General features: G+C 57.3%; 16 protein-coding genes. 1 reads left to right on the top strand and 15 read right to left on the bottom strand.

Translation table 11 applies throughout. The features are described 5' to 3' along the window. Window positions 1–5 precede the first annotated feature (5 nt). From KGB18_RS12485 to KGB18_RS12415, 15 genes are all read right to left on the bottom strand, one after another. Window positions 6–1,319, bottom strand: a complete 1,314-nt coding sequence (locus KGB18_RS12485; protein ID WP_123721773.1) for an O-antigen ligase family protein — start codon at window positions 1,317–1,319, stop codon at window positions 6–8. After that, complete coding sequence (locus tag KGB18_RS12480) at window positions 1,316–2,428, bottom strand: glycosyltransferase (protein WP_123721774.1); 1,113 nt, start codon at window positions 2,426–2,428, stop codon at window positions 1,316–1,318. The genes KGB18_RS12485 and KGB18_RS12480 overlap by 4 nt, the downstream gene beginning before the upstream one ends. Next, window positions 2,425–3,504, bottom strand: a complete 1,080-nt coding sequence (locus tag KGB18_RS12475; RefSeq protein ID WP_201062176.1) for a glycosyltransferase — start codon at window positions 3,502–3,504, stop codon at window positions 2,425–2,427. Before KGB18_RS12475 ends, KGB18_RS12480 begins: the two co-directional genes overlap by 4 nt. Before the next feature lie 23 nt (window positions 3,505–3,527). Then, window positions 3,528–4,235 carry a WecB/TagA/CpsF family glycosyltransferase gene (locus tag KGB18_RS12470; protein WP_123721776.1) on the bottom strand — a complete coding sequence of 236 codons (708 nt, stop codon included), beginning with the start codon at window positions 4,233–4,235 and terminating at the stop codon, window positions 3,528–3,530. A gap of 11 nt (window positions 4,236–4,246) precedes the next feature. Then, window positions 4,247–5,638, bottom strand: coding sequence for an undecaprenyl-phosphate glucose phosphotransferase (locus tag KGB18_RS12465; RefSeq protein WP_123721777.1), 1,392 nt, complete (start codon window positions 5,636–5,638; stop codon window positions 4,247–4,249). A gap of 142 nt (window positions 5,639–5,780) precedes the next feature. Beyond that, window positions 5,781–8,027 (bottom strand): GumC family protein, encoded by a 2,247-nt coding sequence (locus KGB18_RS12460; protein WP_123721778.1) that lies wholly within the window; start codon window positions 8,025–8,027, stop codon window positions 5,781–5,783. Window positions 8,028–8,029: 2 nt separating this feature from the next. Beyond that, complete coding sequence (locus KGB18_RS12455; RefSeq protein ID WP_223569998.1) at window positions 8,030–8,563, bottom strand: polysaccharide biosynthesis/export family protein; 534 nt, start codon at window positions 8,561–8,563, stop codon at window positions 8,030–8,032. Window positions 8,564–8,575: 12 nt separating this feature from the next. Continuing rightward, window positions 8,576–9,730, bottom strand: coding sequence for an outer membrane beta-barrel protein (locus KGB18_RS12450; protein ID WP_123721780.1), 1,155 nt, complete (start codon window positions 9,728–9,730; stop codon window positions 8,576–8,578). 254 nt (window positions 9,731–9,984) lie between these two features. Then, a complete protein-coding gene (gene rfaH / locus KGB18_RS12445; protein WP_123721781.1) occupies window positions 9,985–10,506 on the bottom strand; it encodes a transcription/translation regulatory transformer protein RfaH in 522 nt (173 codons plus the stop codon). A gap of 671 nt (window positions 10,507–11,177) precedes the next feature. Further along, on the bottom strand, window positions 11,178–12,170 hold the full coding sequence (locus tag KGB18_RS12440) for a LacI family DNA-binding transcriptional regulator (protein ID WP_123721782.1): 993 nt from the start codon (window positions 12,168–12,170) through the stop codon (window positions 11,178–11,180). 92 nt (window positions 12,171–12,262) lie between these two features. Next, the gene (locus KGB18_RS12435) at window positions 12,263–13,765 is read right to left on the bottom strand and encodes a glycoside hydrolase family 32 protein (RefSeq protein WP_223569997.1); all 1,503 of its coding nucleotides are present in this window, start codon (window positions 13,763–13,765) and stop codon (window positions 12,263–12,265) included. Continuing rightward, on the bottom strand, window positions 13,762–14,907 hold the full coding sequence (locus tag KGB18_RS12430) for an ABC transporter ATP-binding protein (protein WP_123721784.1): 1,146 nt from the start codon (window positions 14,905–14,907) through the stop codon (window positions 13,762–13,764). Before KGB18_RS12430 ends, KGB18_RS12435 begins: the two co-directional genes overlap by 4 nt. A 27-nt stretch (window positions 14,908–14,934) precedes the next feature. Then, window positions 14,935–15,777 (bottom strand): carbohydrate ABC transporter permease, encoded by an 843-nt coding sequence (locus KGB18_RS12425; RefSeq protein WP_123721785.1) that lies wholly within the window; start codon window positions 15,775–15,777, stop codon window positions 14,935–14,937. Then, window positions 15,774–16,736: a carbohydrate ABC transporter permease gene (locus KGB18_RS12420; RefSeq protein ID WP_052963821.1), complete on the bottom strand. Its 963-nt coding sequence runs from the start codon at window positions 16,734–16,736 to the stop codon at window positions 15,774–15,776. Before KGB18_RS12420 ends, KGB18_RS12425 begins: the two co-directional genes overlap by 4 nt. Before the next feature lie 21 nt (window positions 16,737–16,757). After that, the gene (locus KGB18_RS12415) at window positions 16,758–18,032 is read right to left on the bottom strand and encodes an ABC transporter substrate-binding protein (RefSeq protein WP_123721786.1); all 1,275 of its coding nucleotides are present in this window, start codon (window positions 18,030–18,032) and stop codon (window positions 16,758–16,760) included. A 168-nt stretch (window positions 18,033–18,200) separates the two neighbouring features. Here KGB18_RS12415 and KGB18_RS12410 point away from each other — a divergent pair, with 168 nt between their 5' ends. Further along, window positions 18,201–19,766, top strand: a complete 1,566-nt coding sequence (locus KGB18_RS12410) for a carbohydrate porin (RefSeq protein WP_123721787.1) — start codon at window positions 18,201–18,203, stop codon at window positions 19,764–19,766. The last annotated feature ends 75 nt before the right edge of the window (window positions 19,767–19,841 follow it).

The following is a 19,841-nucleotide window of genomic DNA, read 5'->3' as shown; positions in this document are numbered from 1 at the left end:
TTTTGTTACGCCTTGGCCGAGTCGCGTGGTAATGCCTTGCCAGGCGGACGTTGACGCAGGGTTGCCGGTGACAACTGGGGGGATGTCACGTGGTGATGCCGGAAGGACAGGGCCAGGACGCAGAACACCATGAACTCTGCCGAGCGGTAATTGGGAATGACATACGCCACATAGTTGGTGAACATGAACGATCCGATGATGACCATCGCGCAGGCGTGAAACCGTGCCGACTGATCCGCCACCACGGCCCGGTAGTGTTTGATCAACGCCTCGATCAGCATCAGGATCAGCGCCGTCAGCTGAATGACACCGCCGTTGAGCAAGGTCTCCATGTAGCCGCTGTGGGCATTGCCGATGTAACCCCAGCGGTTGATGAATGTCTCGGCGCCCGGGCTGGACCAGAAAGCACCGAAGCCGTAACCCTTGAGGAATTCGGCATTGATCAGCGGTGTGAGCAAGTCCCAGATCAGCGTGCGATCGGTGAGTGACGCGTCACGACCGATCAGCTCCAGCAGCAGCGTGTAATTGCCGTATAGAAACAGGCAGATCAGCAAATAGACGATTGTGATACCGAGGAATGCTGTCAGTGAGCGGTTGATGTGCAAGCGGATCAGCGTGAGGAAGTACCAATAGCTCACTGCGCCAGCAACAATCAGCGCTACTGCTGTGGCAGATTGGGCCAGCGCAATCGCGATCAGCGAGAACAACGAGCAGATGATGGCCCAGGGATTGCGCTGACGGATCATCGGCAGCAGTAACAGAATGGCGATCGCGTTGAGCCGGGCGCCGGCATTTTTTTCCGGGAAGATTCCCTTGAATGCACCATCGCGAATACCGCCGTCAATGAAGGCGATGTCAGGCCGGAGCAGGGCGAATATCAAGCCGAAAAACGCGGCGGCGCCGATGGTGCAGCCGAGCATGAAGGCGATTTTCTCGAGGCTATAGTTGTAGGCGATGAAACCTGCAAAGAACACCAAGCTGATCAACGCCACAAAACGTTTGAAACTTAACATCGGGTCGTAGGACCAACTGATCGATACGGCCAGGCCGAGCATGAATATCAGCAGGAAGGCATTGTTCCTGTAAAAGCTTTTGCTGATGAAGACCTTGTTGCGGATGAAGAAGAACAGCGGAACCAGCAGGGTGATCAGGCCGCAGATCTGGTTGACCACATTGCCTTCGAGATCTTTTTCAGCCGCGTCCAGATTCGACGCATCAGCCAACCCGAAAAAAAATCCGATGACCTGGATATAGAACAGCACGCCGAACAACGTGAAGGCGTCGCGCAGGGTGGTGTACCTGACTTCCAGTTTGTTCATGACGATTGGCCCCCTAGCAATGCGTCGAGATAGGTCTTCGCCGCGCAGGCATTCACATAATGGGCAGCCGCATCGATGCGCGCCTGACGGTTTGCATCACGCGACAACGTCAGTTCTACAGTGATGGCCTGTGCCAGTGCGTCAGGGTCGTCGACCGCCACCAGCGGGGCGATCGCGCCATTGTCGAGAATCTCTTGCGGGCCATAGGGGCAGTGGGTCGATACCACCGGGGTGCCCGTGGACATGGCCTCCACCAGTGCGTTGGGGCTGCCCTCGAAACGCGACGACAGCACAAAGCAATCGGCCGCCGCCACTTCCGCCAATGGGTCGCTGGTATAGCCCGGCAGATCGAAGCGGTCGGCCACGCCCAAGGCGACTGCTTGCTCGAGCAACTCGGTTCTGAGCGCGCCTTCGCCGAAAATGATCAATCGGGCACTGGGATCGGCTAATCGGGCAAAGGCATCGATCAATACATCAAAGCCTTTTTGCCGTGCCAGACGACCTACGGCGACAATCACCGGGGTGGTTTTTTTCGACAGCCAGCGGTGCTTTGGACGTCCCGGCGCCTTGTCGCGAAAATCGTTGTCGAGCACCGGGTTGTCGGCGATGGTGACATCCTGCGCACGGGTGATGGTGGTATCGACCAGGTCCTGGGCGACGCCGCGCGAGACGCAGATCACCGGATTGGGAATGAGTCGATACAGCAGCGGAGCCAACAGATACGCGGTGCGCACCGCCAACGCGGGGTTGACGTGTTTGTCATGAGAAAACGCATTGCGCTCACTGACATGCAGGCGCGCCAGAGTACCGGACAGCATGGCAGCGGCGATGGCTACCACGTTGACGTGGGTGAGGGCAGCCAGTAGCGCGTCAAAGCTGTTTTGGCGAAGAAAGCGTGCCAGCGCCGGCACCGCCCTGGAGCTGCGCGCACTGTGCAACTCGACGCGCTTGACCCTTGGGTCGATGCACGCCGAGTTCACACCTGTATCGGTGAGCATCAGTAAGGTCACGTCATTGCCTGCATCAGTCAGCGCACTGGCGAGGCGCACCATCATTTTTTCGGCGCCACCCCCGCGCAAGTCCTGCAGGATAATCAGCAGCCTTTTCATTGATTCCATACCTGGTAGTACGCCTGCGCGGCGTATTGGCTGGTGTACTGTCGGACGGCGTCAGCGGCCACTTGGCCGCTTGGCGCAGCATGGCGTTGCGAGGTCACGCTGCGCAGCATCCCTTCGGCCAGCGCCGGTACGTCATTGACCTTGACCAGATCGCCGAGACGGCCGTTATCAAGCAGTTCCCTGGGCCCGGTTTCGCAGTCGCAGGCCAACACCGGTGTGCCCAACGCCAATGCTTCGATCAGTACGGTCGGCAAGCCCTCATGAAACGAGCTCAAGATCAGCAGTCGTGCCTGCCTGATCAAAGGGTATGGATTGCTCAGAAAACCGGTGAAATGCACTCGGTCCTCGATGCCCAAGCGGCTGGCCTGTAAGGTCAGCGCGGCGAGTTGTGGGCCATCGCCAATGATCACCAGATCCGGCAGCGCGGCACTGCGTAAGGCCACGGCATAGGCGTCGAGCAGCAGGTCGAAACCCTTCGGTTCCACCAGCCGGCCCACCGCTAACCAGAACGCGGACGGCAAACCGGTGAGCATGGGCGTCTGTGCGGCACTGAGCAGTTGTTCGGTGACCACCGCATTGGGGCAATAACGGATGCGCTCGCGACCCCAGGGCACCAGTTCGGCGATGGACTGACGCAAACCCTTGGAAACCGCCACTACCCGGCCGTTGCCACAGAGGTACAACGCATAGAGCAAGCGCAGGGTGGCGGGACTGATTTTTTGTTCGCTGCAATCGAGTGCCGCGTGGCGGGTATAGATGACCTTGCATGGGCTACCCAAGGTGGCAAACCAGGTGCAGAGGTTGGCTTGTTCCTTGGCGGCGATGAGGTGGGTCACCTGTTCGCGACGAATAATCCGACGCAGCAATACGATGGACTTGATCAGACCGACGATTCCATTGCCGCCGCCATTGAGCGTGGCAGCTCCTTCATCGTCCGGCGTGTCGCCGTTCATGACGAAATAACTGACACGCTGGCCATCCTTGAGAAACTGCCTGGCCAGGCGTTGCTGGACACGCTCGAGGCCACCATCGGGCTTGAAGTCCTTGAGGGTGAACAGGATATGCATGGTCGTTGCTCGGTGCTGGATGCTCAGGGATAGGTGATATTGATGGTCACTTCCCGCCGAACGATCTTCACCAATAGATGAACAAAATTGGTCGGGTAGTCGATCAGGTAGCGTTTGATGGTGTGCGGTTCGCGGTACATCCGATAGAACGCGCGCAGATGCAGGCGGTTGATCAGCTCAGGGTAAAAATGATGAATGGCCGTGGCTTCTTGGCGAATGAAACCGCCACAGGTGAATGCCACACCGGTGAAGCCGGCACGCAGGGCATCCTGCTCGAACTGCTCCTGAAGCCCGGCGCCCAGGCCTACGATCAGGATGTTCGCTTCACTGCGGCAGATGTCTGTTTGAATGCATGCGGCCTGCGGTGCATCGAAAAAGCCGTTGTGATGACCGGCGATAATCAGCGCCGGGTAGCGAGCCTTGATCTTATTGAGGAACAGGTCCAGTTCGGCTTGCCGGGCACCGACAAAGTAAATGCGCTTGCCTTGTTTCTCGGCGCAACTGAACACAGAGTCGGCGATGGACGTGAAGTCGAAGCTGACCCGGCCGATCGTGCAGCCAGTGATGCGCGACATGAAGGTAGACATCAGCATACCGTCGCAAAAATAGGCGATGGAAGTCGGGTTTCGGTCGAACAGACTGCCGACGGAGGCAAAATTGATGAAGGAAAATGCCTTGTTGGCGTCCAGCAGATTGGGTGCGTAATGCCCGATTAATTCCAGGTCGATCATTGCCTGACTCCTCAATAGGTGTCTTTTGAAAACAATGTAAAAGGGGTCTTGACCAGAATTTTGATGTCGAGCCACAGCGACCATTGGTTGATGTAGTTGAGGTCCTGGGCGACGCGCTGCTGCATTTTTTCCAGCGTCTGGGTTTCACCTCGATGCCCGGTGATCTGGGCCAACCCTGTGATCCCGGGTTTGAGGCGATGACGGGCCATGTAGGCGCGAACCTTGCCGGTGTAATAAATGTTGTGCGTGACCGCGTGCGGTCGCGGGCCGACCAGGGCCATTTCACCGCAGAGCACGTTGAACAGTTGCGGTAGTTCGTCGATGGAACTACGGCGCAAAAAACGCCCAAGCGGGGTGATGCGGTCGTCCTCGCGGGTGGCCTGACGGACTTCGTTGTCGTCGTGCAAACGCATCGACCGGAACTTCCAGACCTTGATCACCTCAGCGTTACAGCCGTAACGATTTTGTTTGAACAACACCGGGCCGGGCGAGGAAAGTTTGATGGCTACCGCCACGATCAGCAGCAAGGGGCTGAGCACAATAATGCCCACGGCGGCCAGGCTACGTTCGAACAGCTCTTTGCAGAGCAGGCTGCCGGGGTGCGAACTGATGAGGCTTTCATTGAGGTAGATGGCCGGCATTCGCTCTATTTCCGAGATCGACTGATTGAGCAACACCATGCTGCCGAAATCGGGGATCCAGACCACGTCGACATTCATGTCCAGAAGATCGATGTACAGCGCTTCGATGATGGCGGCTTGTGCCATCGGCAAAACGATATAGACGCGGCGCACGTGCAGGCGGGTGATGATTTCGCGAACCTCGTCGATGCGCCCCAGCAGCGGCAGAATGCTCGGGGCCGGGCCGGTATGTTCGGCGGTTGCAATAAAACCCAGCAGCGGTACGCGATTGCGCCTGGACAGTTTTCTCGCCAGCGTATGTGCGGTCGGACACGTCCCGATGATCACCGCGCGGCGCTCGTTGCAAAGCTTGTGCGAATGCAGTCGGGCCAGGTAATGCAGTGGCAAAAAGCTCGCCGCCTGGACCAGATAGCCCAATACCGCCCAGACGATGATCACCTGGCGCGAGAAAATCACGCTGGTCTGGGTGAGGAAGGCAATGCTGATCAGCACGGCCAGCAAAATCATCCAGGCCGCCAGCAGCCGAGCGAGCCCGGACAACCACTCATGACGCTTGTGGTAAACCTGCATGACGCTGTAGATCGGCACCGAACCGAGAACCGTGAGAATCATCAGAACGCGGTATTCACTGGTCAGGCTGCCGACGCGCCAATACACGAGCAACATCAGCAGCAGGTTGGCCAGACTGAGCGCGCACAGCCATTGGCCCCAGAAGGTCAGACCCCGGCGGTGCGTCATTTGAGCGGTGTAGAGCGATGTCATCGGCGCAACCTCCGGGCATGGGTTGGACATCGGCGCCGAATACTGCACGCCCTCGTTCCCGCACGCTGGTATAGCTCGACTGGGATGAAGCAGCTTTTGGTAGATGTTTGGAGGGAACTACGGATGAGGCAGACGCAAGGTTTTACCGGGACATGTAGTCGTAGTTCTGGAACGTATCGGAATGGCTGTAGCCCTGTTTGCGGGCCTTGCTCAGGTCAACCTGGTTGAGCACCACACCGAACACCGGCGCATGACTCTGCTGCAGTATCGCAAGGCACTTCTGTACCTGGCTGACAGGCGTGCTTTCGGCCTTGATCACGTAGATCACCGCGTCCGAATGCTGGGCCAGCAACAGTGCATCGCTGACCATTTGCGCAGGCGGTGAGTCGATGATGATGCGTTGGTACCGCGATTTCAGCACCTTGAGCATCGGGGTCAGGCGCGGCGAACTGAGCAGGTCCAGCGGTGGCGGCGACAGCTTCCCGGCCGGCAACATGTCGAGATCGCCGACAGTCCGGATACAGTCCTCGAGCCGCGCAGTGCCCGCCAGGACATTGGCCAACCCCGGGGCATCTGCCGGAAAATCGAAGTTGAGCGAAAGGCTGGGTCTGCGCATGTCGGCGTCGATCAACAGGACACGCTCTAGCTTGGCGAGTGAGTACGCCAGGTTGTTGGCGATCGTGCTTTTTCCTTCTTCGGCCATGGTCGAGGCAACGAGTACCACCTGTGACGGCATGTCGCCGCCGTGCAACATCAACCAGGTGCGCAGATTGCGAATGGTCTCGCAAAAACGCGGATGGTCGTTGTCGTCGAACAGTCGCGCGAGTTGCCGGCGGCTTCTCTTCGTGACCAGCGGCACTACGCTGAGCAGGGGTACATCAAGCGTGCATTCGATTGCTTCGTCGGTCTTGAAGGTTTTGTTCAGGGTTTCGGACAGCAATGCCATCGCTACACCGATCAATGCAGCCACGATGGCGACAATCGCCATAATCAGTGTTTTACGAGGCTTGCTCGGATCCAGAGGAACAATCGCAGGGTCGACGATGCGCGCTTTGGTGGAGTCCATGTCTGAGGTGGCAGCGGTTTCCTTTAAACGGGTGACGAAGGTTTCATACAGCGCGCGGCTGCTGTCGACTTCACGCTGGAACTCACGCAGCTGGAACTCCTTGCGCGAAATATCCTGTAGCTGCGCCTTATTGCTGTTGAATGACTTACGCAGTGAGTTTTCATTGGCCCGGGACAGCTGGTACTCATGTTCAATGCCGGCAACCACTTGCTGAACCTGCAGACGCAAACTGTCGGTGGCCATACGCAGCTCGGCGCGAGCGGCGACAAGGGTCGGATGTTTTGGGCCGTAGCGCCCCGACAACTCTTCGACCTTGGCTTGGGCCTTGGCCTGTTGCGCCTGGAACTTCTGCACCAAAGGATTACTCAGGACGGCCGGCACACTGGAGAGGTTGCTCAAGTTGCCATTACTCAAAGACTGCACCTGGCGGAACTGGCTCTCGGCTTCTGCCAGATTACGGCGGGCATCGATCATGCGATTGCCGGTCATTTCCAGTTCATTGGCGCTGATGGTGGCGACACCGCCGACATCGACCAGGCCTTGTGCTTCCCGATAGCCCTGCAGCTTGTCTTCGGCATTGCGCAGATTATTGCGCAACTCGATCAGGCGTGAGTTCATCCAGCTGGTGCTGGTCTGCGAGGACTTAAGGCTGTTGTCGAGCTGGCTATCGATGAAGCCTTGGGCAATCGCATTGGCGGTAGCGGCAGCCAAACCAGGGTCGGGCAGCTCCACTTCTATTTTAATCAGCTGGCTCTTGCCGACGAATTTGACGCTGGTATGCCGCATGAGGTCCTGCGTGACTTGATTGAAGATATCGGCTTCAGAGGGCATTACCTCCACGGGGGTCAAACGGCCCAGTACGGGCAGCCATTGGCCAAGCTCAAGCGTTGCCAACCACTTGCGCGGCGTGAACCACGACTCCGGTTGCTGGCGCGGATCGGTCACCGGGTGGGTGGTGAGGTTCAGCTTTTTGACCGCTCGTTCGGCCAGGTCCCGCGATTGCAAGAGCGCCAGTTGCGTCTGCAAGTAATCGACGGTACCGGAGCTCGAATCCGTGACTTGCTGGAAGGACAACAGCGGTGGCGTTTTTTCTTTGATCAGAAGGGTGGTGCTGCCGATGTATTGCGGGGGGATGAACGATAGCGTGGCCATCGCCAGCGCACAGCCAAGCACTATCAACCAGCCGATTTTCCAATGGGCGCGCCAGATCACCCTCCAGTATTTGAGCAGGTCTATGGTGTCCTTTTCCTCGCTGTACGGCTGATGCTGCGGCACATGCGGCTGGAGTGGACGTTCGACATATAGGCTAGGGCTGTTGTCCATGATTAGAAAAAGCCTTGTGCAATGGAAATGGTGTCACCGGGGGCGATGGCGGTGCTGCGAGTGACCGTGTCGGTCAGCGGTGGGGAGCCATCGCCGCGCACGATGGTCACCCGCTTGATCGAGGCTCGCTCGGTCAGGCCGCCGCCCAGGGCGATGGCTTTCTCCAGTGTCAGCCCGGGTTCGAACGGATAGCTGCCGGGTTTCTGTACCTCTCCATTGATGTAGAACGAGCGGTAGGCAATCAGGTTGAGGCTGACCTTGGGGTCGACCAGGTACCCTTGCTTTAGCCCGTCGACGATGATCTTTTCCACCTGATTGGGGGTGAGCCCCTTGGCGGCAATATCACCCAGAAATGGATAGGAAAACATTCCGGCATCGTTGAGGCGGATTTTCTCGAAGCTCAGATCCCGCTCACCGAACACGGTGATGCGCAATACATCGCCGGCTGCCAGTTTGTACTGGGCACCGGTGTCTGCTGCAAAAGTCACGGGCAACAGCCACGGCACGAACAACAAGCCAAGCATTAGCGAGTTCATGGGGAAAACCTCTTAGAGACTTACGTTGAAGCTGAGCAGGAAGATGTTGCGTTCAAAACTCTGATTGTCCGTATCGGAGTCATCGTTGCGGTAGCGATAGGCCAGCTCGATATCCAGCCAGCGGCGCATTGCGTATTCCACGGCGAGGTTGTAGTCACGAAGGTCATCGGTGCGCTCCTGCCCTTCGTACTCATAGCGGGCCAGCCCGACTTCGGCCACCGTGGTGATGCGTTCGGTCCAGCCATGACGCCAGCCGACCAGGGCCGAGGTGGTTTTGACGGCATCAGCACCGTCGTCGCCCTCGGCCATGGCTTGGCGGGCAACAAACGAGAAGGTCGAATAGGTTCGTGGTTTCCATCGCAGATCCACCCGCCAGGTCGGGTTACTGAGGTCATCGACACTGCTGTCATCGAAGTTCTTGCGCTCATAACCCACACGGACTTTGCCGGAGGTGCGTGCGGTGAAATCCCATTCGGCACCGGCGAGGACCGCATCGGATGTGCTGTTGAGACGGTTGTTGGACCGGTAATCAAAGTCGGTATGGTCGTATTCCAGCAATCCACGTGTGTTGCTGCCGATGCGGTGGTACCAGGTGCTGGTCAGGCCAGTGGTATCGCGCTCTTTGTCGTCGTTGATGCCGCCTGAATTGTCGTAGCGAAGTTGAGCGTAACTGGCGCCCAGATCGATCTGATTGGCAGCGCTCCTGGCGCCGTAGGTATAGAGACCATTGACGCGGTTACTGCGAATCTTGTCATTGATGCCATCGACTGCGGTCGACGTCGTACGCTCGTATTTACGTGCTTCCGCTTCAAGTTTCAGTCGATGGCGATCGGTGAATTCCATGATGCTGTTCAGGCGCATGCGTTGTGCCGTATTCGAGGCATCCGAATCGTCATGATAAATGTACCGGGTAGGCTGCCAGATAAGTCGGGTGGCACTGTTGCGGTCTTCCGCCTTGAGTTCGAAAGTGGGCGCTACTTTTGTCACCACGGAAGACTGCGCCCGCTCCAGTTCGCGGAAATTATCATCATAACTTTCTGAAAACAGCAGGGTAGGAGTGAAGTCGAACCCATAAATATTAATGGACTGGGGATCAAGACTCCAGGCTGTTCCGGGACACAAATAGATCATGAACAGTGCGAAAGGGCCACGGGTCTTGAGAGTCATATTATTGCTCCTGGGGGTGAGTTCAATGACTATAGACCGGAAAAATAGTGGTCAATGTGCTCGGTGTAATACGCGGCGCTATCAGTATTGTTTTATTGGGTGAAGGTTGTAAGTTTAAGTAGTTGCCTGCCAAATGGCAGGAAATCAAGAAGGCAGCTGGCAATAACAGGTTGGGTGTAAATGAAAGTTTAACGGATGAGAAATTTGCCTGTTTGGTTGTAAAGTGCGCCGCTGCAGAAGAGTAAAGATTAAGTTTATAGCTGCGGTCGTAGTCGTCCAATGTCAGTCAATGGAATACGAACTTGATGTTCTCTATTCAAGAAGTGAAGAAGAATCATGACGCGTTCGTCACCTAACATGCTCAGGAAAATACCTTCAAGTGTCGATAATGGTCCTCGGGTTATTTGCAGCGTTTCCCCAGGCTTGAACAGTTGGGGTGTGTGCAATTCTGGTGGTTTGAAACACCGGATACGCAGATGCTCGATGACGTCGTCCGGGACCGTTGCCGGGCCATGATTGAAATCGACGATGCGGCTGACCCCACGGGTAGAACGCAACGGCGCCCATTTGTCGTCACGGCTCAGTTGAATGAAAAGATACCCGGGGAACAGAGACTCAAGCGATTGATGGGGTTTGCCATGAATCAGGCGCTCGCTAATGATTTGCGGGCAAAATATGACGTAGTTTTGTCGCAATAAATTGATTTGTGCCCGTTCGTCCTGACGCGGCTTGCACTGCAAAAGATACCAGTTGGAACCTTGGGTACTCGTCAGCATTCTGGCAAGCTCCGAAATATTGGTTAAGCATGCCTGTTCGCGCTTCAGCAATGCCACTGCGCTTCCAATGAACTCTATAGAGAATGTGGCATCGCGAAGGTGTTAAGTCACTGGAACAGGTGTATCAATAATGAAGCATGTAATGCACAAGTAACGATGACAATAAAGGTTGAGTCAATAATCTGGCGTATGCGCTGCCTGGTGCGGGAAGATTCTCTTGCCGGGACTGCGCTCAATCAAAACTCTTGATAGAAAGTGTAAGCGTTACTTAACGCTATAAGTGATATCGTCGTGTCATCAGAGGAAGGGTGTTCTTTTGCGATGGCCAAAGCTACCGCAGGGTCCGAACGCACGGTCCTTTGAAAAACAAGCACTTTCGATCGTGAACTTAAACGCAGGAGGTAGCGTATATCTATTAATAGAGTTAGATCTTTTGTTGTACGTCGACCCACTTAGGTATCGACCACTCCAGACGGCCTGTCAAATGTCACTAGTCAAAAATATAGCCTTCTGTCCAATAATCCACTCGATGACTTCAATCTATTGTTTTTAAAGTGTTTTATTGAATCTGAATTGGCGCGCGATTTGGTAAAGGGCAAGGGGATTGCCCATTACCGCGTTGCCTCCAGAGCGTAAGCGCCTCAGGTTACGAATGGAATGCGTCAATCGCTTCATAGCGACGCCCTGACCACCAATGGACAATCGACTGGCTGAGCTCCCGATTCCTCGAGGGCCTCGATCAGGTGCAGGGCCGCATTGCGACCGATCTCGTAGTACGGCAATTGCACGGTGGTCAGCGGCGGGATGAACAGTTCGGCGATGCCGATCATGTTGTCGTAACCAAGCACGGCGACATCGTCGGGGATTTTCAGGCCACGGCCCAACAACAGCTGATAAGCACAAAAGGCAATGCGGTCGTTGCCACAGATCAGAATGTCAAACTGGGGACGACCTTCAATGATGTGCCGGTCGAGGATGGCTGCGGTTTCACCATAGGCGTCATGATCGGAAAGGTCGTATTGCAGGAGTGCGTCAGGCGCAAGGCCAAATGCCTGACAGGCACGCAGCAAGCCTTTTTGTCGCAGGTCCCAGGCCAGACTCTGTTTTGGCAGATTGATACACAGAGGGCGCCGATAGCCCTGGCTCAACGCGTGATGTACGGCGCGATACTGCCCCGTTTCGTCGTCTGGCACATAACTGACCAGGCGACTGTCATCCGCCAGGCAATTGGCGAGTACCAGCGGTTTGCTCTTCAAGCGCTCGGGAATGCACACCTGGCGAAAACCCATGGCACTGAAGATCAACCCGTCGGGACGGTGCGACAACATCAGGTCGATGTTCTGGTCGGTGGGCGGGTTGCTCAACAGGTTAAGGATGAACACATTCCAGCCCGCCTGCTGCGCGGTCTGTTCGATGGACAGCAGCAACTCGACGGCGAACGGTGTGGTCGCGGTGTCCAGTGCGAACACACCGATGGTGCGCGACTGGAGGTTGTCGCCGCGCATCTTGCGCGCCGACAGGCTCGGTACGAATTGCAGTTCGTCAATGGCGCGACGCACCCGCTGAAGGGTTTCGGGGCTCAGTTTTTCCGGATTGTTGAGCGCTCGAGAAACCGTCATCAAGGACACGCCGGCCAGCTGTGCAACGTCTTTCACTGAAGTCATGCGAGGCGAGGCCGGTCAGGTTGACGCAGGATCATGACACAGGGGCCCGGTTTCTCGCGACTCGAATGACGCCGCTCATAGCCATCCGCCGCTCATAACCATCCAGAGTCGAGAGACCATGCCTTGGGAATCGAGACACGCCCGCCACTTCCGCTGGCAAACAGCTTGACCCCCAGACTGTCGGGCCGCGGATAAAGGCGACTGCTGAGGCTGAAGCGGCCGTTTTCGTCGAACACCTCAATGGACGAGCGATCGAGAAACACGCGCAATTCCAGTCGCTCTTGTGTCGGGTCTATCGACACGCTGCGCTGACCGGTGACTTGCGCACCCGAGCGGCTGCGATCCAGCACCAGACGCCGCAGCAATGCATCGTAGTAAAGCAGGGTTTCTTCATGGTCATCGTCGCTGCAACGCAAGGCGATTCCGAGGTGGCCATCGGTGCAACCGAGCAAATCCAGATGCACATGGATTTCGAGCATGTCGCCATTCACTTGCGGCACGCACAGGGTTCCCGATTCATCCCACCAAGGCGTGCCCGGCAATGGCGCCTTGCGCAGAGCGGTGAGCTCCTGTGCCGGATATACGCAAAGGCGATCGGCGTGCAGTTCAAGTTCGCGCGGTAAACCGAGCATGCCGCACCAGTGATGGGCCTGGCTCGGCATCGGGCTTTCCCACATGTCGAGCCACGCCCACACAAGGCGCCGACCGTCGGCGGCTAGGAGCGTTTGCGCGGCATAGAAATCGTGGCCGTTATCCAGCTCGATAAAAGGCCCGCCGGTGAAGTGCCATTCGCTGTCGAGTTGGCCCACTCGATAACCGGTCTGGTACTTGTTCAGCCGTTCGTAACCCTCGGGTTGCATGCCTTGAGGGGAGTAGAGCAGCACATCGCGTCCGTTCAGGCGAAACAGATCCGGGCACTCCCACATGTAACCATCGCCCTCGCTGCCGCTGGACACATAGTCGAGGAATTCCCAGGTGTGCAGATCCGTGGAACGGTACAGCGGGAGCAACGGCACATCGCCCAGACGTGCGCCGGCAATCAGGTACCAGCCGTCATCCTCTTGCCACACCTTGGGGTCACGAAAGTGCATGATCGTGTCTTGCGGCGCGGTTTCAATGACGGCGCCATGCTTGACGAACCGGATGCCGTCGGTGCTGGTGGCCAGGCACTGGACTTGACGGATTGAGCGCTCGTCACCCACGTCCCCCAGCCAGGTGTGCCCGGTGTAGATCAGTGCCAGGGTATCGCCACACACCACCGCGCTACCGGAAAAACAACCGTCGCGGTCGAAATCGTCGCCGGGCGCCAATGCAATGGGCAGATGCTGCCAATGGACCAGATCGGCACTCTTGGCATGCCCCCAATACATCGGGCCCCATTTCGCGTCGAAGGGATGGTGCTGATAGAACACGTGGTATTCGCCACGAAAGTACACCACCCCGTTGGGGTCGTTCATCCAGCCCGCTGGTGGGGCAAGATGATAACCGGGGCGATAATCATCGATGACGCGAGACAGAGCATCACGCAGCGCATGGTGCGCAATATCAAGGGCAGCGGACATTGGAACACTCATGGAATTCAAAGACACAGTCATAGGGCGCTTGCTCGTACCGGGCGTAGAGAAACGCCATCCGGCAGGGTTTCAATGGCATGTGGATGACGGCTCAAGGCCGCGCCGTCGGCGTTGAACAGGTGCAGGTTGTCGATGTCCAGCTGCAGCTCAACCCGATCGCCTGCCTTCCATCCGGCGCTGACTTCACAACGACAGATCAATGGCTCGTCCTGACCTGTCTCAAGGTGCACATAGGTTTCGCTGCCCAGGTATTCGACCGCGGTCACAACGATGCCAGCGGTTCCCTCCGCCGCCTTGAGCGACAGGTGCTCCGGGCGAATCCCCAGGGTCAGCTGCGTGCCTGCCGGCAGGTTCGAGCTGTCGAAGGGCAGGGGCGTGTGACCCCATACGAGGGTATCGACCAGGCTGGTTTCACCTGGTGTCTGCAGGCGCGCGGGCAGAAAATTCATTCTGGGCGAACCCAGGAAACCGGCGACAAAGCGGCTGGCCGGGCGTTCATAGAGTTCGCGCGGTGAGCCGACCTGTTCTACGCGACCGCCATTGAGCACGACAATTTTGTCGGCCAGGGTCATCGCTTCAACCTGATCGTGGGTGACGTAGATCATGGTCGAGCCCAGTCGGGCATGCAGCCGGGCGATTTCGTTGCGCATCTGCACCCGCAAGGAGGCATCCAGGTTGGAGAGCGGCTCATCGAACAACAAAATGTCCGGTTCCCGCGCCATGGCTCTGCCCATGGCTACACGCTGACGCTGCCCGCCGGACAGTTCCTTTGGCTTGCGTTGCAACAGCTTGTCCAACTGCAGGATTTGCGCAGTTTTCAATACGCGTTCGCGCAGGCTGGTCTTTTCAGTCTTGGCCAGTTTTAGGCCAAAGCTGATGTTGTCGTAGACGCTCATGTGCGGGTACAGGGCATAGGACTGAAACACCATGCCGACGCCACGCTCGCGCGGCTCCAGGTCGTTGACCCGACGCCCGTCGATCAGCAGGTCGCCGCCGCAGATCGAATCCAGCCCGGCGATCAGTCGCAGCAGGGTCGACTTTCCGCAGCCCGAAGGGCCAACGAACACCACGAATTCACCCGCGGCGATCTCCAGGTTGACGTCGCGAAGAATCCGCGCGCCGCCCAATTGTTTGTTCACGTTGTCTAGTTTCAACTTGATCACGATGCTGTTCCTTATAGTTGTCGGGCATCAACCCTTTAGCGCGCCGGCAGTGAGACCGGAAACGATTCGGCGCTGGAAGATCAGCACCAGAATCACCAGTGGGACGGTGACCACCACCGATGCGGCCATCAACAGCCCCCAAGGCAGCTCATGAGGACTCCCGCCGGAAATCAAGGCGATGGCGACCGGTACCGTGCGTTGCGTGTCGGTGAGGGTGAAGGTCAGGGCAAACAGGAACTCGTTCCATGCGGCGATGAAGGCCAATAAGCCCGTGGTGACCAGTGCGGGCCAGAGCAGCGGCAACAGCACGCGGGTCAGCGTGACCCATGGGGACGCGCCATCCATGATGGCCGCTTCTTCCAGTTCATGAGGCAGTTGCCCCATGAACGTGGTCAGCACCCAGACGGTGAAGGGCAGGGTGAAAATCGTGTAGCTCAGGATCAACGCCCAGGATGTGTTGTACAGACCCAGGGCGCGGATCACTTCGAACAGCCCCGACAGCACAGCGACCTGAGGAAACATCGACACACCCAGCACCATCATCAACACCGTGCCACGCCCACGGAACTTCACCCGGCCCAAGGCATAGGCGGCGGTCACGCTGAGGAACAACGCCAGCGTCACCACGCTAAGCGCAACCACCAGCGAGTTACCGATGGCCCGCAGGAATGAGGCTTGATGGAGTACCGCCGCGTAGTTGGAGAAGTCGGGGTTGTTGATCCAGTAGCTCACCTCGAACAAGGCGCTGGACGGCTTCAGTGAAGTCACGATGGCGTAGTAGAAAGGGAAAACCGCATACAGCAGCAATACCCCGATCAGGCACCAGAATCCGAGGCGCAACAGTGCTTTTTTCAGTAGGCGCAGGTTCATGACCGGACCTCCAGTTGACGGCGTCCGAGGTAGAGATAAAGCATGGCGATGACCGCAACCACCAGAAACAGCAGCGTCGAGGCCGCGCTGCCGTAACCGACGTCCTGGAATTCCACCAGGTGCTGACGGGCATACACCGACATGCTCATGGTGCTCGACGAGTTCGAGGTCAGCACATAGATCACGTCGAATACCCGCAGCGAGTCGAGGATGCGGAAGATCGCCGCCACCAACAGTGCAGGCATCAATAGGGGAAGGGTGACACGCCAGAACACTTTCAGCGGATGAATGCCATCGACCCTCGCGGCTTCGTAGCAATCGCTCGGCAACATCTGCAAGGCCGCCAGCATCAGCAACGTGACAAACGGCACGGTCTTCCAGACGTCGACGAGGATCACCGCCCACATCGACAGATCAGCATCTGCCGTCCAGGCCAGGGGGGCATCAATCAGGCCGACGCTCAGCATCATGTGATTGATGATGCCGAACTGGTCGTTAAGCATCCATGACCAGATCTTTGCCGAGACAATGGTCGGAATCGCCCAGGGAATCAGAATCATCGCACGCACGAGGGAACGGCCGGTGAACTTGATGTTGAGCAGCAACGCCACCAACAGTCCCAGTACGACTTCCAGTCCCACCGACACCACGGTGAAATGCAAGGTGTTGCGCACCGCGTTCCACCATTGCGGATCGACCAGGATGCCCGACCAGCTGGAGCCGTTGTGGAACAGATAATTGCTCAGGCCGACGAAGGATCCGCCACCGGTGTCCGACAGACTGGCGTCGGTCAGGCTGAACCAGAATGTGCGCAGTAGCGGCCAGGCTGCCACCAGGGCCAGACACAACAGCATCGGCGTCAGAAACAGCCAGGCAGCGCGTACTCGGCGACGTTGTACGGGCGTTTCCCTGGTGAGCAGAAGCTCGTCACAGGGGACATGGGTAGTAGAGACAGACATGGTGATTTTCTTCCTTGTGGCTTACCAGTTCCGGCGTTTGATGCGCGTGAGTTCGCTTTCCAGTTCGGCCAGCGCCTGATCGACAGGCAACTCGCCCGCCAGCACGCCATGCACTCGATCGAAGAACGCATTGGAGACCCGTGGATAGCGATCGGCAGTGATTGAGGCGGGGCGCATCACCCCATCGTTGAGAATGCTGTGCAGCTGAGCGTAATAAGGCATTGCCGCGAGCAGTTCAGGATCTTGATACAGCGACTCGATAACCGGGTTATAGGCGCCTATCAGGGCACGCCGTTTTTGCTCTTGGGCAGTGGTCAGGTAACTCACCAGCTCTGCGGCAAGTTTTGGATGGGCGCTGTAACGCGATACCGCCAGGCCCCAGCCACCGAGGGTGGATGCATGGCTGCCGGCCTCGCCGCCGCGGGGCAGGGGAGCGACTCCGACCTTGTCTTTTACGGCGCTGTCCTTGCTTTGTACCAGGGCCCAGACATACGGCCAGTTACGCATGAACAGCGCATTTCCCGACTGGAATACGCCACGGCCTTCTTCCTCGGTGTAATTGAGCACGCCACGCGGGGAGATGTCTCCGACCCAGCTTTTCGCCAGGGTCAAAGCCGTTCTTGAGGCCTGACTGTTGACCACGATGTCGCCTCGTGGATTGACCAGTCCGCCTTCCGGTTGGCTGCTGATCCACTCCAGCGCATTACACGTCAGGCCCTCGTAGGCGCGCCCTTGAAAGATGTAACCCCACGCATTGGGATTCCCGGCAGTGCGCTCGGCCTGTTGAATATTCCTGGCGGTAGCGGTCATTTCCTCCCAGGTCTGGGGAACCTGCTGATTGTACTTCTCGAGCAAGTCCTTGCGGTAATACAGCAGACCCGAGTCGGTGAACCACGGCATCGTCACCAGCCGTCCATTCACCGTGGCGTTATCCACCTGTGCCTGGAAGTAGCCCTGGGTCGCGTTGGCGGGAAGCACCTCGCGCAGATCCATCAGGTGTTTGGCCAGCATCCCCGGCCACACCATATCGATTTGAATGATGTCGATGTCGCTGGATTGCGCACTGAGGATCTGTTGGTAGAACGACAACCGCTCGGTCGCCGAGTTAGGCGTGGAAACCACTTCGACGTGGTTGCCGGTCTGTTTCGACCACGCCTCGACAGCCTCTTTGCAGAGTTGTAACTCCGCACCTACCGCCCCACACGAGATTGTCAAATCAGCTGCGCTCGAGAGGGATGGAAGTCCGGCACAAAGGGTGAGCAGTGCTGCTGGAAGGAGAGATTTCAGCTGTTTCATAAAGCCCTCTTTATTTTTGTTTTTAGAAAAGTTAACGTTAACATCGCCAAATGTAGCAGCGTATTTGCGATGAGGCATCCTTTTTTTGGTGGATTTTGACAATTAACAATTCACAAAAAAAAGGCCGGTCGCAGGACAGAAAAATAAAAACAAAACAGGAAATCCCCCATGCAGAAAGCATCAAGCTGGCTACTCGCAGGCGTACTCGGCACCTCGGCGGCCACCTCTCAGGCCGCGACCCTGGAACAACGCATGGCTGCGTTCGAAGCCCGTGCCGCCGCAGCGGAAAAGCGTGCAGCCGCAGCCGAGCAGCAAACCCAGGCACTCGCCAGAGAATTGCAGCAGATCAAACTCGCCACTCCCGCCTTGCAGCCCGCTGCGTCTACTGCAGCAGCCATGTCGGCGCCTGCTTTGGACACCCGGCTGGCAAAACTCGAAGCCCGCCAGCAAAGCATGGAAAAGCAGGACAGTAGCGGACACCTGACCGACGGCTTCAGCTTCAAAGGCTACGCCCGTTCCGGATTGCTGATCAACGATGGGCTGGGTGGTGGTCGTGGTGGCCCTTATACAACCCCGGCCGGTTCAGTCGGTGGTGCCGTCGGGCGACTCGGCAACGAAGATGACACCTACATGCGCATAGACCTGTCGAAAGAAATCTATGCGCAGAACGGCACCCGTTCCAAATTCACGGTGTCCATCGCCGATGGTGTGGAAAGCACCAATGACTGGACGGCCGACGAAAGTAACCTGAACGTGCGTCAGGTATTTACCGAACTAGACCATCTCGCCGCCTTCAAGGGCAACTCAGTGTTCGAAAACTCCACCCTGTGGGCAGGCAAGCGATTCGACAGGGACAATTTCGATATCCACTGGCTGGACTCGGACGTCGTCTTTCTGGCCGGCACCGGGGGTGGTATCTACGATGTGCAGATGAACAAGAACTGGCGCTCGAATTACTCCTTGATCGGGCGCAACTACGGGGATTTCAGTGAGGGCGGTGTCAATGCCGATGTGGAAAGCTACATCCTCACCTCCAACCAGTTCTTCGATAATGGTCAGTGGCAGTGGATGTTCAATGGCATTGGCTCAAAGAAAAACGACTTTGGCACTCGCACCAATGAAGCGGGCCTGACGCCTGCGGATTCCGGTTTGCACAGCATGCTGGTCAATCACCAGAAAAACTTTTTCGGCAGGGAAGGCTTCTTCAAAACGGCGCTGCTCTATGGGCAAGGTCTGGGGGCAGAGGTCAAGAACATCGGTTCGGACGGCGAACTGATCGATGATGCTCGCGCGCTGCGTCTGGCGCTTTATGGCGAGACACCCATTGCACCCGGCTGGCGCATCGGCCCCAGCTTGTTGGCTGAACAAAGCAAGGATAGATACGTCAAGGGTGACGACTACCGCTGGATGACCCTGAACGTGCGGTTGGCCAATGAAATCAACAGCAATTTCGAGATGGCCTACGAAATGAGCTGGCAAACCATGGACCTCGACCCCAAGGGCTACATGCAACGTAATGCAGTCGACGGTAACTTCTGGAAATTCACGGTCGCTCCGACATTCAAGCCTGACTTCGGAGACCTTCTCACACGCCCCGAATTGCGAGTGTTCGCAAGTCTCATGAACTGGTCTTCGGACCTGGACAGATACAGTTCCACAGACAACTTCGGCAAGACGGACTTCAACGCCGGCGGTGTATGGCAGTACGGCATACAGATGGAAACCTGGTTCTGATATCTGCTTCATCACTACCCGCTCCACGCATTAAAAAATGGATCCCTGAAAAGAGATCCATTTTTTTTGGCCCGC

The sequence above is a fragment of the Pseudomonas sp. BF-R-26 genome (genome assembly GCF_019947395.1).
In the GTDB taxonomy this organism is placed as follows: domain Bacteria; phylum Pseudomonadota; class Gammaproteobacteria; order Pseudomonadales; family Pseudomonadaceae; genus Aquipseudomonas; species Aquipseudomonas farris.
Note: the sequence above shows the minus strand (reverse complement) of the source record. Positions and strands in the feature narration are given on the sequence as shown.

Coding starts and splice junctions, on each gene's coding strand:
- KGB18_RS12485 (WP_123721773.1), bottom strand. CDS start 1,319: ATGAACAAACTGGAAGTCAGGTACACCACCCTGCGCGACGCCTTCACG.
- KGB18_RS12480 (WP_123721774.1), bottom strand. CDS start 2,428: ATGAAAAGGCTGCTGATTATCCTGCAGGACTTGCGCGGGGGTGGCGCC.
- KGB18_RS12475 (WP_201062176.1), bottom strand. CDS start 3,504: ATGCATATCCTGTTCACCCTCAAGGACTTCAAGCCCGATGGTGGCCTC.
- KGB18_RS12470 (WP_123721776.1), bottom strand. CDS start 4,235: ATGATCGACCTGGAATTAATCGGGCATTACGCACCCAATCTGCTGGAC.
- KGB18_RS12465 (WP_123721777.1), bottom strand. CDS start 5,638: ATGACATCGCTCTACACCGCTCAAATGACGCACCGCCGGGGTCTGACC.
- KGB18_RS12460 (WP_123721778.1), bottom strand. CDS start 8,027: ATGGACAACAGCCCTAGCCTATATGTCGAACGTCCACTCCAGCCGCAT.
- KGB18_RS12455 (WP_223569998.1), bottom strand. CDS start 8,563: ATGAACTCGCTAATGCTTGGCTTGTTGTTCGTGCCGTGGCTGTTGCCC.
- KGB18_RS12450 (WP_123721780.1), bottom strand. CDS start 9,730: ATGACTCTCAAGACCCGTGGCCCTTTCGCACTGTTCATGATCTATTTG.
- rfaH (WP_123721781.1), bottom strand. CDS start 10,506: ATGCTGACGAGTACCCAAGGTTCCAACTGGTATCTTTTGCAGTGCAAG.
- KGB18_RS12440 (WP_123721782.1), bottom strand. CDS start 12,170: ATGACTTCAGTGAAAGACGTTGCACAGCTGGCCGGCGTGTCCTTGATG.
- KGB18_RS12435 (WP_223569997.1), bottom strand. CDS start 13,765: ATGACTGTGTCTTTGAATTCCATGAGTGTTCCAATGTCCGCTGCCCTT.
- KGB18_RS12425 (WP_123721785.1), bottom strand. CDS start 15,777: ATGAACCTGCGCCTACTGAAAAAAGCACTGTTGCGCCTCGGATTCTGG.
- KGB18_RS12420 (WP_052963821.1), bottom strand. CDS start 16,736: ATGTCTGTCTCTACTACCCATGTCCCCTGTGACGAGCTTCTGCTCACC.
- KGB18_RS12415 (WP_123721786.1), bottom strand. CDS start 18,032: ATGAAACAGCTGAAATCTCTCCTTCCAGCAGCACTGCTCACCCTTTGT.
- KGB18_RS12410 (WP_123721787.1), top strand. CDS start 18,201: ATGCAGAAAGCATCAAGCTGGCTACTCGCAGGCGTACTCGGCACCTCG.